This is a genomic window from Mycobacterium uberis, from assembly GCF_003408705.1.
GTDB classification, from domain to species: Bacteria; Actinomycetota; Actinomycetes; order Mycobacteriales; family Mycobacteriaceae; genus Mycobacterium; species Mycobacterium uberis.
Genome location: NZ_QAYL01000005.1, coordinates 1 through 19,185, shown reverse-complemented (window position 1 = coordinate 19,185; position 19,185 = coordinate 1). Strand labels below are relative to the sequence as shown.

The following is a 19,185-nucleotide window of genomic DNA, read 5'->3' as shown; positions in this document are numbered from 1 at the left end:
CTATAAAACCCGACGAATGCACGTAGCCTGCTTACCGCGATCGAACGGCTCGAAGCCGGTGGCAAGGTCCCTCGGGATCTCGTTGAATGCAACTGGTCTGGGAGGAATCGGTTTGGGAGGACTACCTGTACTGGCAGTTGCAAGACCGCAAAATCCTTCGCCGTATAAACCAAATTATCGCCGATATTCGGCGTAACGAGAGTGGGAGAATTCGGGAAAATCTGACTCACTCAAACATGGATTGCGCAGTTACTAGCCACGTCGACGCACTGCTGAACTCCGCCTGGTTTATAAGATTGTTGATGACAGCGTTCGGATCGAACAACATCAATTCTATTAGATCTAACTAAAGTACTGCCATGTGGCACCGTGCTCAATAGTAAACATCTTTCATAGATGAGGATTGGGTACCCTGTAGTTCTTCGAAGACTCCCTAGCGGGCGTGCAGGACATAGAGGCTTAGTTTAGACACCTGCACTCGGATGTTCGATCATCGGAAGCCGCACCCGAAAAACAGTGCGGCCGTTAGCGGATTCGGCGACAACCGAGCCATTATGCGCTTGGACGATCGAGCTGACGATAGCAAGACCCAATCCATTGCCTAACCCACTGGCCCGGGACTTGTCCGCGCGGACGAACCGCTCGAATAACCGGGGCAGGACATTGGCGTCAATGTCGGGCCCGTCGTTACCGACCGTCAGTTCGGCGTATAGCCCACCGGGGTCACAGCGGTGGCAGGTAATACCCGTTGTCACTGTTACGCCCGGCGGTGTATGTACCCGTGCGTTGCTGAGCAGATTGCTAACCAGTTGGTGGAGTCGGGCGTGATCCCCGCGGACCCATACTGGCTCGTCAGGTAGGTCATTAATCCAACGGTGCGTCGTTGCCGTGACCGCCACGTCGTTCACCGCGGTAACCACCAGTTTAGCCAAGTCGACGTCGTCGGTTTGTAGGTCTTCGCTTTCGTCTAACCAGGAGAGCAGCAGCAGCTGGTCGACGAGCGACGTCATGCGTCGTGCTTCTGATTCAATACGAGCTAAGGCGTACTCGGTGGTTGGCGGCAGCGCCACACTATCTTGGCGGGTGAGTTCGGCATAACCGTGAATTGCAGCCAATGGCGTTCGCAGCTCGTGGCTGGCTTCGGTGATGAATTGGCGCATTCGTAAGTTGGACTCAGCGCGTTGCGACAACGCGCTATCTATGTTGTCCAGCAACCGATTGAGCGTTTGTCCGATGATACCGACTTCATTGTCTGGGTCGATATCCTGCGGCTGAATTCTTGCGTAGATTCGGTCGTCATCGCCTGTAAGTGGTAATGTAGCCGCCTCCGCGGCGGTCGCGGCAACCCGATGCAGCGGGCGGAGGGTATACCCGACCACCCAAACTGTGAGTGCCGCCGTGAGCAGTAGCGCGCTAGCCACAAGAACGATGGTGGTGATGTTTTTGCGCGCAATGATTTGGTTGGCAAGGGTAAGCGACACGCCGACAACGAGGATGTCGGATCCTTCCACGCGGCAGTCGACCCGGTAGGATCCCAGGCTGCCGAGGTTTTCGGTGTGGGCTGAACCGTCGGCCCATGTCTGCGCTTCGATAGCACGGACTACGTCCGGCGGAGCAGGTCGCGGCTGGTCTTTGGAGAAGACTGCCGAGCCGACCACGACACCGTTGTGTATTATGGCGATCAGACTTCCCGGCGTCTGTTCGGTGAACTCTAACAGTGCCTCTTCCACCGACGGAGTGCTGGCGTGCATCGAAGTATGTTCGCCGTTGCGGTATCTCGCGTATGCGTTGCCGAATGCATTCAGAGATTCGGCAACCGCTGCGTCATTCATCGTGGTGACATATCCGCGTAGACTCAGCATGGAGAAGAAGCTGGCGGCTACCAGCACTACGGTGACGACGGCCAATACACCCAACAGCAACTGGTGGCGCAAGGAACGGGGGAGCCACCATGGAACTTTTCTGGATGGGATATTCTGGTCCGTTATCATATGGAGGCCGTTCGAGAGTTATTCTGATGGCCGCAGCATATATCCAACACCGCGGACGGTATGGATCATCGGCTTTCTGCCGAAGTCGATTTTTTTCCTCAAATAAGAGATGTATAGATCGACGATGCTGGTGCGGCCGGCGAAGTCGTAGTTCCAGACCTGATCGAGGATCTCGGCGCGACTCAGTGCCCGGCGGGGATTGCGCATCAGGAAGCGAAGCAGTTCGAACTCGGTTGAGGACAGTGATATCGGTGTGCCAGCGCGGGTGACTTCGCGGCTGGCGGTGTTGACTCGCAAATCGCCAACTTTGAGAGCCTCGGCTGCTGGTGGGGTAAGCTGAGCGGCAGAGCGTCGTAACAACCCACGAAGTCGCGCGACCAGCTCCTCGAGGCTGAACGGCTTAGTCATGTAGTCGTCGGCGCCTGAGGTTAGGCCGGTGACCTTGTCCATGACCGAGTCGCGTGCTGTCAGGAACAGTATCGGGGTGTCCAGGCCCGACTCTCGGACTCGCTCCAGAATCTGTAGTCCGTCCATGTCGGGGAGCATGATGTCGAGGACCAGCACGTCGGGGATGACCTTGTCGAACTTGGCTAAGCCCTCGCGTCCGTTGTGGGCGATTTCGACCACCCAGCCTTCATAGTGCAAGGCCATCGTCACCAGGTTGGTCAGCGCCGACTCGTCGTCGACCAGCAAAACTCGGATTGGTGTTCCGTCGGCCCGATAGATTCGGGGCAATTGTCCAAGAATAGCCTGGCGCGGTCCTTGACTATCCGCGCATCCCGACATTGCGGTCATTTTCCCTCACGTCTTAAGTGCATATCCGATTGTCATCTATTTCATGGAATTCTCCAATATAAACGTTAGAGCTCAACACACTGTCATGTATAGCTGTTGTTCTGGTGGGGTTTCGCGGTTTTCGAAGTGTAGTTATCAAATCGTCGGTTTACGAATAGTTTTCGTCGGCGAAATGACGTTGTCGTTCGGCGTGTGAGCCCTCGATGAACTACATGCTTGCCGTTGACACAGGACGACGATGTCTTGGTCATGGCCAGCGTGACGTTACGATAAGTTGTGGATGCCAGGAGAGTTCAATATCTTTTATGGCAAGCATGGTGCACCAACGCCATCTACTGATCAGACGACCTGTCTTCGTGGGTGTGGTCACCGAGGGTTGCCACCCAGAGTGGGGGTGGTCCAGCGGGCCGGTAACAATGCTTTGTCGGTCGGCTAAGCCACGTTACTCGGTACTTGGCGGTGCCGTCGAGTTGGGCCGGAGCGCTTCTTGTTACATTAGTGGACCCGGCTGACACCATGTGGGTCAACGCAGTTCGGAACAACCCCGTCCGGTTACTATGTGGTGCGGGAGTTTTCAAGCTGTTGCTGTGAGCGTGAGTATGAAAGGTAGTGCAGCAAGTCTAGTTCTGCGCCTAGCTGATTTGACGTTCTCCGGTTGAATAAAGCTGTGTCCAGTAAACAAAAAGGTAAGGTTACGCACACACGCTTCGTGTGCGGGTTTCTCTGTTATGTGGTGTCAGGCTCAGTTGGCTTCGACGGTGTTGGCGGGGCGGGCCGTGTTGTTGCCGGTGGTCTGTACTTTTTGGCTATGGGAGTTGGCCTGCTCTTACATCACTGGAGCCGCCCCAAAAATAGGCAGGATCAAGCATATTACGGATGCTAGCCCCATGGGCATCGACGTCGCCGAACTGGCAGTCGGCCATCGTGATAGCTCTCCTGATATGTGAGCTAGCTGCCCAAGATCTGCTGCGAGGTTTGCTCTTGCTGCTCGTAGTTGTTGATGTAACGCACCCCGTGCAGCATGTTCACGATGTTGCGAAACGCTTGATTCATTTGTCTTATGGTGTTTTAGAATGTCGTCTGTGCGGTCTCACTCTAGCCCGTACCTGCAATATTCGGCGACAACACCCACATCTTGTGGGCCTCATCCTCGCCCGTTTGGGCGTGAATCTCAAACGGCTCATCATGTCCTGCATTGCGTGTGGATCGTTCATAAGGCATGGTATAACGTTAAGTGTCGCCTAATCTAAAAGTATTTAGTTTGTCGAATTTCTTTGTATTTAATGGGGTATCATGAGAGCCACATAATGGATAGATTATGGCCTAGTGGTTAACCCATGACCTCAAATGCGTGACGTATCTCTTCCTTTTTCACATCAGACCATGGCTTGTTTGGGTATGGCGATGGGATTGAATTGCGTGTCGCAGGCCGGCAAACACGCCGGCACCCTTAGTGGTCGCCGTTATCCTGGGCGTCCTCGGTATCCGAATGAACGGCCCGGCTTCATTCGGTACGGTTTAGCCACTGCCTTACTGGTGGGGCGGTAGAGGAAGTCAAGGTCACCGGGGTGGCCGCAGACCAGCTGGCAGGCACGGATAGATCGCCGACTACGGACGCCTCGCCCAGATCAGCCGCCAACGCCCTTCTTAAGCCTGTTTGCGCTACCGTGTGCGCCAGGTCCGCTTCCCCGCGATGGCCCGCACCAGCAGCGCCAGCAACGTCACTGGTGGTAACTGCTGGTGTTACAGTGTCAAGTGTGTGCCAACGACACTGCGGTCAGAATAGGTGGTACTAACAAACCAAGCCGCAATGGCACCGACCTGTTGAACGCTATATAAATATCAATAGAGTGCCCAAAATGCCGTCGACCGCATTCCCGGAAGGTCTGAACTTCGGGGGCAAAAGGCCCCCCCAAATTCGAACTAAGAGCGGTCGGGTTGACAAGCAACGACACCGTGTTCTGCAGGTTCGAGAGCGGAATTCAATCTCCGGATTGGGGAGGACGCCGTAGCCTGGCTAGCGGCGGCAGCTTGCAGGGCTGTCTCACCCGGATTAGTGGTCTGCGTTACCGGCGTCAGCAGCCGAAGCATCCCGGTCGTCGCCGAGAAGACGGCGTAAGTGTATAATAATGGCGGTATCTTGGCTCAAGATCTCGGCGTAGTGCGCCTCGGTGGTCCATAATTGTTTGGTGTGCTGGTACCCAGGATGTTCGTCGCTACTAAATCGACCTAAATGGCGGTGAACACTTCCGGCGACACCGCCGCATAGGAGGGCAGCTTGCTGGGTGGCCGCCGTCGTGGTGCGCAGCCAGCTCAATAGAGTGGTTGGGCTGCGGTCGCAACTGCTGCCGATCCCGCACCGGTACATTGCTCGCCGGTCAGCCTGTTAACAACTGACTCCTACGAGGAAGCTGTAGTACTTAATTCTGTGGCTAGGTTGTTTCAGGTGGTCGCGGCGGTTATTATCAGGTCGGCTCTTGCGCCAGTGTATATGCGTGCGAAGTTGGTATACCGAAGGTATAGCCGCAAAATCTAATGCCATTTCGATACCTTGTTGCTAGTGACTGAATTTCGCTTCTTTAATTTAAGTACGTTGGGCTGTGTTTACGCTTACTACGTTCATCGGCTTCGGTATGACGACCGGTGTGACGCCGTAGTGCAGCACACCGAAGCCGGCGGAATTTCGGACGGTGGAGGTCAACCCAAACCTGTCTGGCGCCAAGGTGTCCGACGCGGCTTGCGGTGCGGCGGTACTCTAAACTTACGGTCTTGACCGCCGTGGTGCTCGTGACCGGAACTATACCGACCCAACTCGGCGGCATCGATAACTTGTTTCCGGCCATGGCCGCCTGGGCCCAATCTCGCGGCCAACGGTAGCCTGTACATGTTCGCACTAGCTGCCCCAGGGCCGGCTGGCCCCGTCGTCGTGGTGCGGTTAGCTGCACTGGCGGCGCCATCAGCGTCAGCCGAAAGTAGACTGCCACTCGCCATCCCGATCAGGCACTACATAGCAGAGGCCCAGTTCCCATCCTCATAGCTAAGAAAATTCGCCAAGGTACCGGATAAGCTCAACGCGTTTCCGTCGGTGCTGCTGACGGGGCCACTGAGCATTGTGCTCACCTTTTTATATTGAGTGATGTCAAGGGTATCGATGGCTCCGCCGGACCGGATACTGGCCGCGGACATGTTAGCGGCTTAGGTGGTTTCCATATGGACTGGCACTGAGCCCCAAAGTGTTTACAAATTGCTCTTTAGTAGCTTGGACTTCGGTGGCGATTTGCTGATAAAGAGTGCTCTAGATGACAAAGATCACCGTCTGCAGGGTCGATACCTCATTAGCGATTACGGGAGTGGGCAACAACGGCCGCGTTTTCCGCTGTCAGCAAACTACTGATCGTTACTAGCTGCGTCGCTGTGGCGGCTAACTTTTCGAATATCTTTTTAGATAATGACATCAATCGCTCCTAAAGTAAAGTGTGAAGATTCCGGCCCAAAACTCCGGGCCAACTCTGTGTGTTGTCGTAAGGCCAGTGATCCCCGTCTCCACCGTTCTGATCGAAAGAGCCAGGGGCATAGGAGTGTACGGTTTCTTAACGCCAATGCAGGCAGTTTCAGCAAGCTCCAGTCGGGTGACATGGTGGTGTCATCTTATTCCCATCGGAGGTGCCCATTAATGCACGTTGTGAGCGGGTTTTACGCTAAGCGAGGCTTCAGCGCACGTCGGGTAATCAAGCGGTGTGGCGTTGGGATGCGATGTCCCAGAATCGGCTTCCGCACGCTAGATTCGCTGTCGGGCCCCCATAGCCCAATTGGCAGAGGCAGCGGACTTAAAATCCGTCAAGTGTCGGTTCGAGTCCGACTGGGGGCACTGGTAGCAGGCATGCTGAAGATTGTCTCGATACATCTAGCTGTTGGGGATTCGGTTTGCGGTGCTGTTGGCGCGGCACAGCGTCGATTCCGGCCGTGTCAGCGAAGGTGATGACCGCGGGCGCATTTCCGGGCATCGGTGTCAACGATCCAACGATCAGTGTGGCAGTGCCGCGGCGACCGGCTATGCAGCAACAGATGTGGCATTCTGTCAAGCCAGCTGGGTGCCGTTGGAAGCAGGTCAGCAACATGGCGTTGTTCTTCCCGTCATTTCGGTAGTGGCTCCAGGGTTGTCTGCCGGCGTCATATCCGAGATGTCGCCTGGCTGGGACACTTGGACGTTAAGGGTTGGGTTGCTGGCGAACGCAGCAGCTACGTGAGGGTAGTGGGGACTTCAGCATGTCGTGCTGATCTGTGCAGCGTGTAACCCACCTGGGGTGTCTCGACGACGCCAAGCATCAGTGTTCAGGTGAAGGCCCGGCTATCGAGGCTGAAGTCTTTGCTCTCATATGAAGCGGTGCGCCCGATAATTTTTCTCGGCGCACTATAAGACGACATCATCTACGGGCTGTGAGCGGAGAGCGTTATCAACCGGGAGGCTGTCGGCACCTCAAGGTTGGTTTTCCACCGCGATACAGAGCGCGTCGACTTCGAGATGATCAGGGTTCCCGGGCCCTGGCCCGAAGTAGGTTTATGCCGATGAGTCGGCCGTTGGCTTTGGCAAGCCACATCGACCGCCCAGGTTAGTTTAGCCGGTGGGTATATTTGTTGTTGCTCCAGTTTTGCCCACTGAACATGTCCAAGCATAGAGGGTGCCAGGATTCCGGCGTAGGACTGTTGCCAACATGGATAGTGCATCTTCACGACGCTGTCGTAGCCCGCGGGATCAGCTTGCCGGATCTGGATACCGTCGAGAGTCTGTGTCACTTCGACTGCACTAGTTCATTGGTTGTATGTTGGAGTGTTCCGAGCCCTTGGTCACTGATAATCGATTGTATATATTTAGTGGAAGCGCTTGCCCGGAAACGGATAGTAGAGCCGATTGGGTCGCGAACGCGGTTGCACTGGACTTTGCCGTCGAGGACAGGATCAATGCCCATACACTGGCTTGTTGTGGGTGTGTTAACTGTCTTTGTGCTGTGGATCGTCTATGTTGGGTGCTTGTCGGTAACATCTCTTCACAGTTGCGGTGTCGGTCGTGTTGGTTCACGACGCGGGTCGACCTCTGTGCCAGCGTCAGGGGAACGGCTGGAAGACTGGACAACCGGACTGGGGAGTCATCGACGCTATTGAGATTGAATTGCCCATCCGTAACGTCGCGGTCAGCCACAACTGTTCTATACGTCTATGTCCCCCAGGTGCAGCCCTCAATTCGGTGCAGTGGTCGCCTTCGTCGATGTCAGAAGCAACACGTTCATCGGCACTTGCAGGTTTGGCTAGATCGGTGACCTTTTCACCGGGTTGACGCTCAGTGTAGACGGTGAGCGTGCTTGCCTAGTCGGCGATGACAACGTCACGGGGCTGTGTACGCTGACCCGCGACGTCATCGGTATCGTTTTGCTGGCAGAGTTGCCGTCGTGCGAAATCGAAATCCCGGACGAAAAAGTACCTGTACAGCGCTGACTTGCCGGTGAGGTTATCGTGATGTCGGTTGTCTCGGCCACCGGGTCAGATGTTGTGAACACGCTACTGGCATGCGGAGCCGCGATAGCGGGCATATAGTGCTTTCCCACCGAATGTGTTGCGGTGCCCCTGCCGAGATTCATAGGGCGATATATCCATGTACAGCACGATGTTGACAATCACCGCAATACTGCTGCATGGCTGCGGTGTGCACAGTGACAAACGATTAGCGTCAACTAGCAGGTTGATTGAGAAGAGTAACAATGGCGAACCGGAGCGCATTCCGCTGCCCAGCAAGACACTGGCTCAGAAACCTAAACCACCACCACTGCCGATACAGCGGGAAACCGAACTGAGTACGAGTACCCAGGGCCGTGAGGCTTCTTCATTGGGGGGTGCAGCTATCGATATTGTGCGGAAGGTGATTGACGGTGACAACAGCGATGGATGAGTAATGCAGCGAATGGGTTGCGTTAATCGCAAAGGAATTTGATCGGAAGTATGAGCGGCGGGATAGATTGAACACGCGTATCTGCCTACGGCAATAACTAGCGCTAAGACGCTGATAGTCTTTTCAGTGACGGTTGTCACGGTTTTGAAGGGCCTGCACTGTATAGTCTCGCGAGTCCTCAAGGTGGGTGCTTATTAGGTGCGTTGGTATTGCTGTTGGCTGCTGCGTTCTCCGCCTTTTGGCGGAAGTGACCCACGGGAACTTCTAGTTCGCCGCTGTCAACGATATGAATCGAATGTTTAGCGTAGAGCTGTGGTTCGTGTACAACATCGAAGCGCGAAACTACATGGCACACCTCAACTTTGTGTCAATCCGTTCATTACGTGCTGGGAAAAATCGTTAAGTACCGATTTCTAATACTCAGCTTGTTTACCCAAGTGATAGGAGTGTCTCTCCCGGTTGTCGGCTGTCATGGGCTGAGCGCAGCTCGTCGCGCTCCCGCCCTATCCGCAGACATCAAGGTCACCAGTGCAGCCTAGACCGTTAATTTGCCGGCTAGTCATTGTCGTGCAGCAGCGACTGCGGCCTGTCTCTTTTCTGCGATGTTCAGCCGAGAGAGAGATGACAACACCGCGACCCAACTGTTGGCAGCGTCGGCGACATAGTGGTGGCCATGTCCGTCTGGCACATCGACGGCGACCGTCATGTCGGAAGAGACCGGCCGGGAAGTAGTGACCATCGGAATACATTGCTTCTGGGGAAGTACATCGTAGCTCCGCTTTTCTTGCCGCCAGTTTCGGTCTAGAGATTAAAGCCAAGCTTCAGAGTTTACCGCGCGATCGGGTTGGAGGCGTGCTGCAGGTACACCGACCTTCGGTCTGTCTCGCGGCGCGTTCGAGCGTTGAACCACGATCGCGGGTCGCGGCCAGTTGGGTCCAGATGGTGTTGTTGAACGTCTGTCCGCTGAACAACGAATGCGCCGTCGATGCTGGTGACAACGTTGTTAAGGTTCATGAACGGCGCCTCGCCACCGGGCGATCCCAGAGTTTCGTCGAACACGACGAGCGTAGGTTGCTGCGCGTACGGCATGCGCCGGACCAGTTTGTCAACGGCTTCAAAGAGTGCTTGGCCGGCGCGCCGGGCATTGTCCTTGTCCACCCACGAAGGACAGCCAGCTGGGCATGAACGTATATTTGCATATTCACGATCGCGGTGTTGCTGTTGTGCATGCACTCCAACGTGTCGGCTTCCGCCTCCGTTGATCCACCTGGTTCTGGTGGTCGTTGTGGTCGCGACGCCAGGACGCTGCAATCCGCCGGTCCGCTGCAGTTCGCGCGCCACCAAGTCTATGGTAGCCGAGATGCCATTCGCGGAGTCCAGTCCCGCGTAGCCAGGGTGGGCTCGATGGCTGAGGCAGCGTTGAACGCCGCGAGTTGATCGAAGGTTAGGCTGGCCTCCACGAAAATTCGGTCTTGATGACTCAGCGACTCTCAGGACACCAGCGATTCTGGGCTGCCGAATCGAAGCCGGGATTTCGGTGGTGCGGTATTGGGATTCACCTCAGTTGTTGACCGGGGTGAAGATGTTCTTCAAGGTGCGCATTATGACTTTGATGACGACGCCGTTTAGCAACGTGGTAGTCAGCACCACGAACAGGGATCACCACGATGGTCGCTGACACGCGGAACGGTACAATCCGATCGACCGGCAACACAAGGAAATTGACGAGTCTGCGGATCATCTGGTCGATTTCAACCAGAGTAAACAGCACCACTAGCAACAATTCTGCAGCCAGCGGATTGTAGTATTATTTCACGTGTTCAACGCTCATCAGGTCGCGGATCTGATCTTGCCAGATCTTGGAACTAGATCGCCATGACGACCAGCCCCGACTGGGCCGATGCCGATGAGCGCCAGCTAGGGGCCCGGTACTGCGCCGGACGGACTGGAATCCTGAGTGCGTATGTCGCGGATCAGTCACACGCCAAAGACACCAAGGGCATAATCGATCGTGCTGGAGCAACAGCTGACCAGCCCGTGAACAGCGGACCTTGCGGCAGTAGCGACGTCGTCATCGAAAACCAGATGAAAATCAGACCAACCACGGCTTCGGTGAAAGTTGTAGTAGCGAGTCTACCAGGCGCTGCGGGTTGGTTGCGAAACTGGCGTTTTGGTTTCGCTGGGTTTAGCGAGCGCGTGAGTGTCGGCGGATTCCTCAGTATCGACAGTTGATTCGTTGATTCACTGTTAACCGATTCGTCGTCAGCGGCCGTCGTCCCAGAACATGTTTCGTTCATCGGTGGGTGAACTGGGGAGCGCGTTTCTCGATGAATGCCGCCATTCCTTCGGACTGGTCGTAAGTCGCGAAGGTTGAATGGAAAAGCCGGCGTTCGTAGCGTAGTCCTTCAGTCAGCGTGGACTCGAAGGACCGATTGACTGCTTCCTTGGCCATCCGTGCCGCTGACCGCGACATCTGTGAAATGGTGGTGGCGACGGCCTTGGCCTCGGTCAGCAAATCGTAGGCCGGCACCACCCGTGAGACCAGGCCGCTGCGTTCAGCTTCGGTCGCATCGATGGTGCGACCGGTGAGGATCAGGTCCATTGCTTTGGCCTTGCCAATTGCTCGGGTCAGGCGCTGTGAGCCGCCCATACCGGGCAGCACGCCGAGTTTGATTTCTGGCTGACCGAATTTTGCTGTGTCGGCGGCGATCAACAGATCGCACATCATCGCCAGCTCGCAGCCACCGCCGAGTGCGTATCCGGCTACCGCGGCGATAGTCGGGGTGCGCACGGCTGCTAATTTGCCCCAGTTGGCGAAGAAATCAGCGTCGAATGCGTCCGCGAACGTCAGACTGGTTATCTCTTTGATGTCGGCGCCGGCAGCGAACACCTTGAGGGAACCAGTAATGAGGATCGCCCCTACGCTCGGATCGTTGTCTAATTCTGTTGCTGCACTAGTCACTTCGTTCATCATCTGGCTATTGAGCGCGTTCAATGCTTGTGGCCGGTTCAGTGTGATGGCGCCAACTCGCTGATCGCGCTCAACGAGGATGGTGTCGTAAGTCATGTGTGATCCTCCTTGAAATTTAAGTCGTCGTCGATCGGTTGGAAATACGCATCGATGTCGGCTGTCGTGACTTCAGCCAGCGTCGTTGGTGACCACTTCGGATTGTGATCTTTGTCGATCAGCTGCGCGCGGATGCCCTCCACCAAATCGTGTGACCGTAGTGACGCCGATGACACCCGATAATCTTGGGTCAGAACGTCTTCTAGCGTTTCCAATTTGGCGGCGCGACGTACCGCTTGCAGTGTTACCGACAACGCGACGGGTGAGCGGCTGGTGATTAGGGTGGCGGCGTCTTCAGCAGGTTCCGCATCATGGCTACGCAACGCAGCGACGATGTCTTCGACCGTGTCGCCCACGTAGCATTCGTCGATCCAATCGCGTTGTGCAGCAAGGTCACTTGGTGGAGGCTCGATAGCGAAGCCAGCTAGCGCGCTGTTGATGCCGTCGGCCACGACCGCTCGTGTGAACGCGTTGAGGTCGCTGTGCGGTACGTAGTGGTCGGCAAAGCCTAGTGCGATGGCGTCGGCCCCGGAAAACGGTGCTCCAGTGAGTGCGGCATGTAGACCCAGTGCGCCGGGCGCGCGAGACAACAGGTATGTCCCGCCGACGTCTGGGACGAACCCGATACCAACCTCGGGCATTGCCACTTGCGTGGTATCAGTCACCACCCGAGTGTTTGCGTGTGCGCTGATGCCGACACCACCGCCCATCACGATGCCGTCCATCAACGACACGTACGGCTTGGCGAACCGGGCGATTTGGCCATTGAGCAGATACTCGCTGCGCCAGAACCGTCGTGCTTCGACTCCGTCCTTACGGGCGCTGTGATAGATTGCAACGATATCGCCACCGGCGCACAGTCCACGTTCCCCGGCTCCAAATAGCATCACTGTGCGCACCGTGTCGTCGTCTTGCCAACGGGTGAGTGTGGTGATCAGTGCGTCCACCATCTGCTGGTTCAGCGAGTTGATCGCCTTGAGACGGTTAAGCGTGATAATGCCAACACCAGCCTCAACGCGGGCCAGGACCTCATCTGATTCGCCAGCCATGCTCTAGCCTCCCACTCGTTGGAGAATCTGGCCCGAAAAATTCCGCCCAGCGCATTGATCAGCAATCTAGATCGTTACTAGTTCGATGGCATTCGTGGGTAAGGTTTATGTTTATCCCGACAACAAACATACGAGCCCGGCAATATCGAAGAAAACTGCAGCTCGATGGGGAACTCGGGCGTGCGGTTGATCGTTAAAGCAAGTGTTCGTATGGCTCGAAGCCACAGCCACAAGAGAGGATCCGACGGTGCGCGAGACAAGCAACCCGGTATTTCGTTCGCTCCCTAAGCAGAGGGGCGGATACGCGCAGTTCGGCACTGGCGCGGCCCCGATGCGGCAGGGGTACTATCAAGCCGATCCTTATCCCGCGGTTCCCTACCAGGAGGCCAAGCTTGCCCGGCCGCTAACCATCGATGACGTCGTTACCAAAACCGGCATGACGCTGACGGTGTTGATAGCCTCGGCCGTCGTTTCCTTCTTGCTGGTGGCGTTGAATCTTGCATTAGCCACGCCGCTTACCTTGGTTGGCGCTTTTGGCGGCTTGGCGCTGGTGCTGGTTGCCACTTTTGGGCGTAAGCAAGACAGCCCGGCAATCGTGCTTAGTTATGCTGTACTGGAGGGATTGTTCCTTGGCGCTGTGTCGTTCCTTTTTGCCAACTTCCAAGTATCGTCCGCCAGCGCTGGCGCATTGATCGGAGAGGCTGTTCTGGGCACCTTTGGGGTGTTTTTCGGCATGCTCGTCGTCTATAAAACCGGGGCCATCCGAGTCACCCCGAAGTTCACCCGAATGTTGGTCGCAGGGATGTTTGGTGTGTTGGCCTTAATACTCGGCAATTTCGTGCTGGCGATGTTTGGTGTGGGTGGTGGAGCAGGTCTCGGTTTGCGTAGCGGTGGGCCTGTGGCGTTCATCTTTTCATTGGTTTGTATCGGCATCGCGGCATTCAGCTTCCTGATCGACTTCGATGCGGCCGATCAGATGATTCGAGCAGGAGCGCCGGAGAAGGCGGCGTGGGGTATTGCTCTGGGATTGGCTGTGACGCTGGTCTGGCTGTATGTCGAGATCCTGCGTCTGCTCAGTTATCTTCAGAACGATTAGCTCCCTATGCGACAAGAGCCAGCACACTGTCAGGTGTGCTGGCTCTTGTCGCATCATGCTGTAGGAGGCCTTGACTGAGCCGCTCGATCACCAATCGCCATGCCTTGCCTGCCGCTAAAAGCACATGGGGTTTACAGATCCAGCGTCTTGTCGTAGGTGGTGAGGTTGTTCAGCAGCGTGATAACCTAACATCTGTTAGTCATGACAAACGGGTGGGTTAGCGTGATCGCTCCGCTCGAGACGTTCAGCTTGTCTTTGTCGATTCCCTGCTTGCGGGCTGAACTTGGGACCTATACCGCACAGGCCTTTGTTGATCTCGGCCAAATTCATGTCGCTCATCGATATGCCAGCTCGTTGCAGAGCCTGCTTAAACGCCTCGAATGGGTTCAGGCCTATGTCTCCGGTAAGAGTCTGTTGGCTCTGATGGACACGATGCGCGCCAGCGGTAGTCAGGCCCAGTTCCTCGGCCTTCGTGTTGCTGGTAATCACTAACGCAGCGGCACTGTCGTTGAGTGCGTGGGTATTTCCTGCGGTCACGGTGCCGCTAGGCCGGAACGCGGATTTGCGCTCGGCGACCTTCTCGTCAGTGGTATCCGATTATGGCCCGTCATCGGTGCTCGCCGTGCTGCTGTCAGGGAGGGCGATCGGGTAATATTTCGCGCTCAAAGAACCCACTCTTGATTGCCTCTTAAGCTCGGTTTTAGCTGCGCACCCCCAGCGGCCTTGGTCCTCGCGGCTGATGCCGGGGAGCATGGCGACGTTTTCAGAGGTCTGGCCCGTTGCGATGTGGACGTCGAGTAGCTTGTCATCGGCGTGGGAATCGTGCCATTCGTCGGTGTTTGCGGCTGCCGCGGCCGAGCGTTGCTGGGCCTCGGCTAAATAGTAGATTGTTGAATTCGGACTCACTGCCTGGCAGGCCACATCCCAAGATGAGGTCGTCGATTTGGTGCGGGTTTAGCGCTGGCATCTTGCCGAGGGTGGCGTGCACAATCTGAACGGCCAGGCCATTGGGTCGCATACGGGCGAGCGGTCTCTTCATGGTACAGCTGATCGGGGAGTGTGCGGTGGCAACGATGACGGTTGCCGGCATGGCGATTTCCTCCATTGGGGTGCAGGCACACCGACAGGTGGTAAGTCACCGGCGAGACAAGCCGTATGACGTAGCTCTAAATTTAGTTGTTGCTCTCAATGGTTTGAACTGGCCCGGGCCGCAAGATTGCGGGCGAACCCTGGCAGGCCGGGCACCGCCACAGCCTTGACATGCCACTGGGCTGCGTGTGCTTACCGGGGATAGGTCTTTTCGTGTAACGCCTCGCACAGCACCCGCAGCAGCTGGTCAGCCGCTAACGCATATGCCGTGGCTGAGGGGTGGTAACCGTCGGCGGAAAACATCTTTTCGGGCATGGCCCGGAATTGGGGCGCCAGCAGATGTGCCAGTGGTACTGGCACACCGCCGGCCGCTCGGACGGCTGTGGTCTGGGCTCGGGCCAGCCGTAGCCCACGGGTGCTTGCTAGCCAGCGCAGTGGCTGCGGGATGGCCGAGATGACCCCCAGATCCGGGCAGGTCCCGACGACCACCACCGCGCCCCGGGCATGCAATCTGTGCACCGCCACGCCCAGTCGTCGCGCTGACTGGCTGATGCCATTGAGCGAAGTGACGTCGTTGGCCCCGATCATCATCACCGCCGCATCCGGCGGCGGTCCAGCCACAAACATCGCATCGACTTGGCTGCACACACCTTTTGAAGTGGCGCCGACAATGGCTTTGGTGCTTAGCCGGATGTGCTTACCGGTCTGCTCTGCCAATCCGCGCGCGATGAGCACGCCCGGTACTTCCTCGGCACTATCGCAACCGTACCCGGTCGCCGTAGAGTCGCCAAAAATCATCAGGTGTAGGTTGACGGGAACGCCGCGCCGCCACCGCTGCACAGGCTCGCCACCGGGAGCGTACACGCCGTCGGCGCGTGGCGGGATATCCCAGGATTTAGGAATGACGGTGCGTGCGTATGTCGCCTGGCCAACCAGCAGATTGCGTGCACCCAGATAAGCCGTGCCTGTCGAGGCGAGTGCACCCGCTGTGGCTAGAGCGATCATTGACCACCGCGGCACCCTTACGATCACGCCACTAGTTTAAAGCGGCCATGATGACATTTGCGTGAGTAGCTGAGAGATAACGCGATTACGGTGTGGATCAATTGTGGTATCGAGTCATACTCTTCAAACGTTTTACTCAGAAACGGCTGGCAAGCTAAGTTTTCGAGAGGCTTGGCTGAACGCCCCGGGGAGCGGTTTGAACCAGACGCTTAGTCGCCTCGTCATCTAAACTAGATTAAGGCGTAGGAAGTGTCGACATGACCGCACCCAGCAAGGTACCCGGCTCCCTCCGCGATGTCATCTGCTCACACGAGGTATTTTTCAAGGCACGTAGAATTGAAGCGTGCGGATTCGAGAACCTCGACGGTGCCCCTGTTGAGGTTCTCGAGTCCGGGCCCAGCGTTGCTGGGCGAGTTGTTGCGCTGGCGTTGCGACTGACGATCCGGCCAGTTTTGGCGGTCGGCAGCTACGTTCCTAGTGCGCCGTGGCCGTGGGGCCTCATCGACGTGGCGTCCCGCATTCTACTCCCTCGGTCCGCGACCATTCGCACCACGGTGAGCTTGCCCAATGCGTCAGCACAGCTAGTGCGCGCGCCTGGAGTGCTACCTGTGGATAGCAGTCGGCGTGTCATTGTCTACTTGCACGGTGGTGCGTTCTTGACCTGTGGAGCACACTCGCACAGCAAGCTCGTCGAGATGTTGTCAAACTTTGCTGACTCGGCGGTTCTTGTGGTCAACTATCGGTTGCTGCCTAAGCACTCGATCGGGATGGCCCTCGAGGATTGCTACGACGCTTACCGGTGGTTGCGGTTGCGCCGACATCATCCCAGCCAGATTGTGCTGGCTGGGGATTCTGCCGGTGGATATCTCGCGCTCGCTCTCGCACAGCGGCTGCAGGAGGAAGGCGAGGAGCCGGCAGCGCTCGTGACCATCTCGCCACTGCTACAGCTAGCAAAGGAATGCAAACAGGCGCATCCTAACATTAAAAGCGACGCAATGTTCCCGGCACGGACATTCGATGCACTTGTCACGTTGGTTGCTAGTGCGGCCGCGCAGCGCAAAGTCGACGGCAAGCCAGAAGAGATCTATGAACCGTTGGAACACATCAAACCTGGCCTGCCGCGGACATTGATCCACGTTTCTGGATCTGAGGTATTACTACACGACGCGCAGTTGGCCGCAACCCGGCTGGCAGCGGTTGGTGTGCCGGCCGAGGTACGGGTTTGGCCCGGTCAGGTCCATGACTTTCAGTTGGTCGCGCCGCTGGTGCCAGAAGCGGTCCGTTCGTTGCGTCAGATTGGCGAGTACATCCGCGCGGCTACCGGCTAGTGGATCGGGGTGGCGCGCCAGCACCCGAGCGGTTGTGGGTGGCAAAGATTCGCCTGAGACGATGAACGCATGCGGATTGCGCAGCACATCAGTGACCTCATCGGCGGCACGCCACTGGTCCGCCTGAACTCCGTCGTCCCGGCTGGCGCCGGGACCGTGGCGGCAAAAGTCGAATACCTCAACCCCGGGGGCAGTTCCAAGGACCGGATTGCGGCCAAAATGATTGATGCGGCAGAGGCCAGCGGTCAACTGAAGCCGGGTGGCACCATCATTGAACCTACGTCGGGCAATACCGGTGTTGGCCTCGCTTTGGTCGCCCAGCATCGCGGGTATAAGTGTGTGTTCGTCTGCCCCGACAAAGTCAGCGAGGACAAGCGGAATGTGCTGCTGGCATACGGCGCCGAGGTAATTGTGTGTCCGACGGCCGTTCCGCCCGACGACCCGGACAGTTACTACAGTGTTTCCGATCGGTTGGTCGCAGAAATTGACGGTGCCTGGAAGCCAGACCAGTACGCTAACCCGGCAGGACCGGTTAGCCACTACGAGACTACCGGCCCGGAGATTTGGGTCGACACCGACGGTAAGGTAACCCATTTCGTCGCCGGCATCGGTACTGGCGGGACAATCACTGGCGCAGGCCGCTACCTCAAGGAGGTGTCCGGCGGATCGGTACGTATTATCGGTGCCGACCCGGAAGGGTCGGTGTATTCGGGTGGCATCGGTCGGCCATACCTGGTTGAGGGGGTCGGCGAGGACTTCTGGCCGGCGGCGTATGACCCAACGGTGCCCGATCAGGTCATCGCGGTGTCTGACTCCGACTCGTTCAATATGACCAGGCGGTTGGCCCGTGAAGAAGCGATGCTGGTCGGCGGGTCGTGCGGCATGGCGGTTGTGGCCGCCCTGCAGGTGGCCGAGGAAGCTAGGCCGGACGCACTGATCGTGGTCTTGCTGCCGGACGGCGGCCGAGGGTACATGTCGAAGATTTTCAACGACGCCTGGATGTCGTCGTATGGGTTCCTGCGTAGCCGCCTGGACGGGTCGACCGAGCAGCCCACGGTGGGTGATGTGTTGCGCCGGAAATCGGGCGCACTGCCCGACTTGGTGCACACCCATCCATCGGAGACAGTGCGCGACGCCATTGGCATTCTGCGGGAGTACGCAGTCTCCCAGATACCGGTTGTCGGCGCCGAGCCGCCAGTGATGGCGGGCGAGGTTGTCGGTAGTGTCTCCGAACGGGAACTACTTTCGGCCGTGTTCGAAGGTCGTGCTAGCTTGGCTGACGCGGTCTCCGAGCACATGAGCCCGCCGCTGCGGCTAATCGGCGCCGGTGAGTTGGTCAGTATGGCTGGCAAGGTGTTGCGCGACTCCGACGCGTTGATGGTGGTGGAGAAGGGCAAACCGGTCGGGGTCATTACTCGATACGACTTATTGGGTTTCCTCTCAGAGGGCGCGCCGCGACGTTAGCTGGGGCGATTGAGCCGCAAATTAGTTCGGCTGCGAACAAATTGTTGATGACGACCTGGTGCGCCGAAGTCCTCGCTCACTCGCTATATGAAGTCATTCTCAGGTAGGGTAATGCGGCCTAGTTCCGCTCCTCCGCAGTAGGAAGGGTGCCATGACCGATCAACCGCCGCCTAGCGGGTCTAATCCGCCACCTGCTCCGCCCCCGCCTGGGTCATCCAGTGGGCACGAGCCTTCGTCTGCTCCGTCTGAGCTAGGTGCTGCCTATCCGCCGTCTGGTGGTGGGTATCCCCCGCCTCCGCCGTCTGGTGGTGGGTATCCCCCGCCTCCGCCGTCTGGTGGTGGGTATCCCCCGCCTCCGCC

Annotated in this window: 18 protein-coding genes, 1 tRNA gene and 4 pseudogenes; 12 read left to right on the top strand and 11 right to left on the bottom strand. The window is 57.3% G+C overall.

Annotated elements, in window-relative coordinates; genetic code table 11:
• Positions 1-86: 86 nt before the first annotated feature.
• Positions 87-350 carry a type II toxin-antitoxin system YoeB family toxin gene (locus tag MUBE_RS19875; RefSeq protein WP_424399031.1) on the top strand — a complete coding sequence of 88 codons (264 nt, stop codon included), beginning with the start codon at positions 87-89 and terminating at the stop codon, positions 348-350.
• 114 nt (positions 351-464) lie between these two features.
• Here the strand turns inward: MUBE_RS19875 and MUBE_RS04210 are convergent, their stop codons facing one another.
• A complete protein-coding gene (locus MUBE_RS04210) occupies positions 465-1,991 on the bottom strand; it encodes a sensor histidine kinase (protein ID WP_116539603.1) in 1,527 nt (508 codons plus the stop codon).
• An 18-nt stretch (positions 1,992-2,009) separates the two neighbouring features.
• Complete coding sequence (locus MUBE_RS04205; protein ID WP_116539602.1) at positions 2,010-2,786, bottom strand: response regulator transcription factor; 777 nt, start codon at positions 2,784-2,786, stop codon at positions 2,010-2,012.
• A gap of 728 nt (positions 2,787-3,514) precedes the next feature.
• Here MUBE_RS04205 and MUBE_RS04200 point away from each other — a divergent pair.
• On the top strand, positions 3,515-3,733 hold the full coding sequence (locus MUBE_RS04200; RefSeq protein WP_133297048.1) for a hypothetical protein: 219 nt from the start codon (positions 3,515-3,517) through the stop codon (positions 3,731-3,733).
• Between the two features lies 1 nt (position 3,734).
• On the opposite strand, the pseudogene MUBE_RS04195 reads toward MUBE_RS04200, so the two are convergent.
• Together MUBE_RS04195 and MUBE_RS17135 are read right to left on the bottom strand one after the other, a co-directional pair.
• Positions 3,735-4,000 (bottom strand): annotated as a pseudogene (locus MUBE_RS04195) (WXG100 family type VII secretion target).
• Between the two features lie 290 nt (positions 4,001-4,290).
• The gene (locus MUBE_RS17135) at positions 4,291-4,425 is read right to left on the bottom strand and encodes a PPE family protein, SVP subgroup (protein ID WP_279386663.1); all 135 of its coding nucleotides are present in this window, start codon (positions 4,423-4,425) and stop codon (positions 4,291-4,293) included.
• Between the two features lie 299 nt (positions 4,426-4,724).
• Here MUBE_RS17135 and MUBE_RS15505 point away from each other — a divergent pair, with 299 nt between their 5' ends.
• The 5 genes from MUBE_RS15505 (at position 4,725) to MUBE_RS04160 (ending at position 8,727) form a co-directional block, all read left to right on the top strand.
• Positions 4,725-4,913, top strand: a complete 189-nt coding sequence (locus MUBE_RS15505) for a hypothetical protein (protein ID WP_165849692.1) — start codon at positions 4,725-4,727, stop codon at positions 4,911-4,913.
• 1,667 nt (positions 4,914-6,580) lie between these two features.
• A tRNA-Leu gene (locus MUBE_RS04175) sits at positions 6,581-6,654 on the top strand.
• A 43-nt stretch (positions 6,655-6,697) separates the two neighbouring features.
• Positions 6,698-7,033, top strand: a complete 336-nt coding sequence (locus MUBE_RS04170; protein WP_116539597.1) for a hypothetical protein — start codon at positions 6,698-6,700, stop codon at positions 7,031-7,033.
• 1,081 nt (positions 7,034-8,114) lie between these two features.
• Positions 8,115-8,276 carry a hypothetical protein gene (locus MUBE_RS15500; protein WP_165849691.1) on the top strand — a complete coding sequence of 54 codons (162 nt, stop codon included), beginning with the start codon at positions 8,115-8,117 and terminating at the stop codon, positions 8,274-8,276.
• Between the two features lie 157 nt (positions 8,277-8,433).
• Positions 8,434-8,727: a hypothetical protein gene (locus tag MUBE_RS04160; RefSeq protein WP_116539596.1), complete on the top strand. Its 294-nt coding sequence runs from the start codon at positions 8,434-8,436 to the stop codon at positions 8,725-8,727.
• A 559-nt stretch (positions 8,728-9,286) separates the two neighbouring features.
• Here the strand turns inward: MUBE_RS04160 and MUBE_RS17130 are convergent.
• The 3 genes from MUBE_RS17130 to MUBE_RS17120 form a co-directional block, all read right to left on the bottom strand.
• Positions 9,287-9,466 (bottom strand): alpha/beta-hydrolase family protein, encoded by a 180-nt coding sequence (locus tag MUBE_RS17130; RefSeq protein ID WP_243632819.1) that lies wholly within the window; start codon positions 9,464-9,466, stop codon positions 9,287-9,289.
• A gap of 89 nt (positions 9,467-9,555) precedes the next feature.
• Positions 9,556-10,068, bottom strand: a complete 513-nt coding sequence (locus MUBE_RS17125) for an alpha/beta-hydrolase family protein (protein WP_243632818.1) — start codon at positions 10,066-10,068, stop codon at positions 9,556-9,558.
• 214 nt (positions 10,069-10,282) lie between these two features.
• Complete coding sequence (locus MUBE_RS17120; protein ID WP_243632817.1) at positions 10,283-10,501, bottom strand: hypothetical protein; 219 nt, start codon at positions 10,499-10,501, stop codon at positions 10,283-10,285.
• A 101-nt stretch (positions 10,502-10,602) separates the two neighbouring features.
• Between MUBE_RS17120 and MUBE_RS17115 the strand changes: the two genes are divergently transcribed.
• The gene (locus tag MUBE_RS17115; RefSeq protein WP_243632816.1) at positions 10,603-10,959 is read left to right on the top strand and encodes a hypothetical protein; all 357 of its coding nucleotides are present in this window, start codon (positions 10,603-10,605) and stop codon (positions 10,957-10,959) included.
• A gap of 61 nt (positions 10,960-11,020) precedes the next feature.
• Here the strand turns inward: MUBE_RS17115 and MUBE_RS04150 are convergent, their stop codons facing one another.
• Both MUBE_RS04150 and MUBE_RS04145 read right to left on the bottom strand, forming a co-directional pair.
• Positions 11,021-11,794, bottom strand: coding sequence for an enoyl-CoA hydratase (locus MUBE_RS04150; RefSeq protein WP_116539595.1), 774 nt, complete (start codon positions 11,792-11,794; stop codon positions 11,021-11,023).
• Positions 11,791-12,843, bottom strand: a complete 1,053-nt coding sequence (locus MUBE_RS04145; RefSeq protein ID WP_116539594.1) for an enoyl-CoA hydratase/isomerase family protein — start codon at positions 12,841-12,843, stop codon at positions 11,791-11,793. Before MUBE_RS04145 ends, MUBE_RS04150 begins: the two co-directional genes overlap by 4 nt.
• A gap of 247 nt (positions 12,844-13,090) precedes the next feature.
• Between MUBE_RS04145 and MUBE_RS04140 the strand changes: the two genes are divergently transcribed.
• The gene (locus tag MUBE_RS04140; RefSeq protein ID WP_116539622.1) at positions 13,091-13,939 is read left to right on the top strand and encodes a Bax inhibitor-1/YccA family protein; all 849 of its coding nucleotides are present in this window, start codon (positions 13,091-13,093) and stop codon (positions 13,937-13,939) included.
• A gap of 73 nt (positions 13,940-14,012) precedes the next feature.
• Here the strand turns inward: MUBE_RS04140 and MUBE_RS04135 are convergent.
• Positions 14,013-15,029: pseudogene (locus MUBE_RS04135) on the bottom strand (thiolase family protein); the annotation flags it as partial.
• A gap of 82 nt (positions 15,030-15,111) precedes the next feature.
• Positions 15,112-16,048 (bottom strand): annotated as a pseudogene (locus tag MUBE_RS04130) (SGNH/GDSL hydrolase family protein).
• A gap of 242 nt (positions 16,049-16,290) precedes the next feature.
• On the opposite strand from MUBE_RS04130, the gene MUBE_RS04125 reads away from it, so the two are divergent.
• From MUBE_RS04125 to MUBE_RS04115, 3 genes and pseudogenes are all read left to right on the top strand, one after another.
• Complete coding sequence (locus tag MUBE_RS04125) at positions 16,291-17,361, top strand: alpha/beta hydrolase (RefSeq protein WP_116539592.1); 1,071 nt, start codon at positions 16,291-16,293, stop codon at positions 17,359-17,361.
• Between the two features lie 69 nt (positions 17,362-17,430).
• Complete coding sequence (locus MUBE_RS04120) at positions 17,431-18,825, top strand: cystathionine beta-synthase (protein ID WP_116539591.1); 1,395 nt, start codon at positions 17,431-17,433, stop codon at positions 18,823-18,825.
• A gap of 151 nt (positions 18,826-18,976) precedes the next feature.
• Positions 18,977-19,185: pseudogene (locus tag MUBE_RS04115) on the top strand (RDD family protein); the annotation flags it as partial.

Coding starts and splice junctions, on each gene's coding strand:
- MUBE_RS19875 (WP_424399031.1), top strand. CDS start 87: ATGCAACTGGTCTGGGAGGAATCGGTTTGGGAGGACTACCTGTACTGG.
- MUBE_RS04210 (WP_116539603.1), bottom strand. CDS start 1,991: ATGATAACGGACCAGAATATCCCATCCAGAAAAGTTCCATGGTGGCTC.
- MUBE_RS04205 (WP_116539602.1), bottom strand. CDS start 2,786: ATGACCGCAATGTCGGGATGCGCGGATAGTCAAGGACCGCGCCAGGCT.
- MUBE_RS04200 (WP_133297048.1), top strand. CDS start 3,515: ATGTGGTGTCAGGCTCAGTTGGCTTCGACGGTGTTGGCGGGGCGGGCC.
- MUBE_RS04160 (WP_116539596.1), top strand. CDS start 8,434: ATGTACAGCACGATGTTGACAATCACCGCAATACTGCTGCATGGCTGC.
- MUBE_RS17130 (WP_243632819.1), bottom strand. CDS start 9,466: ATGGTCACTACTTCCCGGCCGGTCTCTTCCGACATGACGGTCGCCGTC.
- MUBE_RS17115 (WP_243632816.1), top strand. CDS start 10,603: ATGACGACCAGCCCCGACTGGGCCGATGCCGATGAGCGCCAGCTAGGG.
- MUBE_RS04150 (WP_116539595.1), bottom strand. CDS start 11,794: ATGACTTACGACACCATCCTCGTTGAGCGCGATCAGCGAGTTGGCGCC.
- MUBE_RS04145 (WP_116539594.1), bottom strand. CDS start 12,843: ATGGCTGGCGAATCAGATGAGGTCCTGGCCCGCGTTGAGGCTGGTGTT.
- MUBE_RS04125 (WP_116539592.1), top strand. CDS start 16,291: ATGACCGCACCCAGCAAGGTACCCGGCTCCCTCCGCGATGTCATCTGC.
- MUBE_RS04120 (WP_116539591.1), top strand. CDS start 17,431: ATGCGGATTGCGCAGCACATCAGTGACCTCATCGGCGGCACGCCACTG.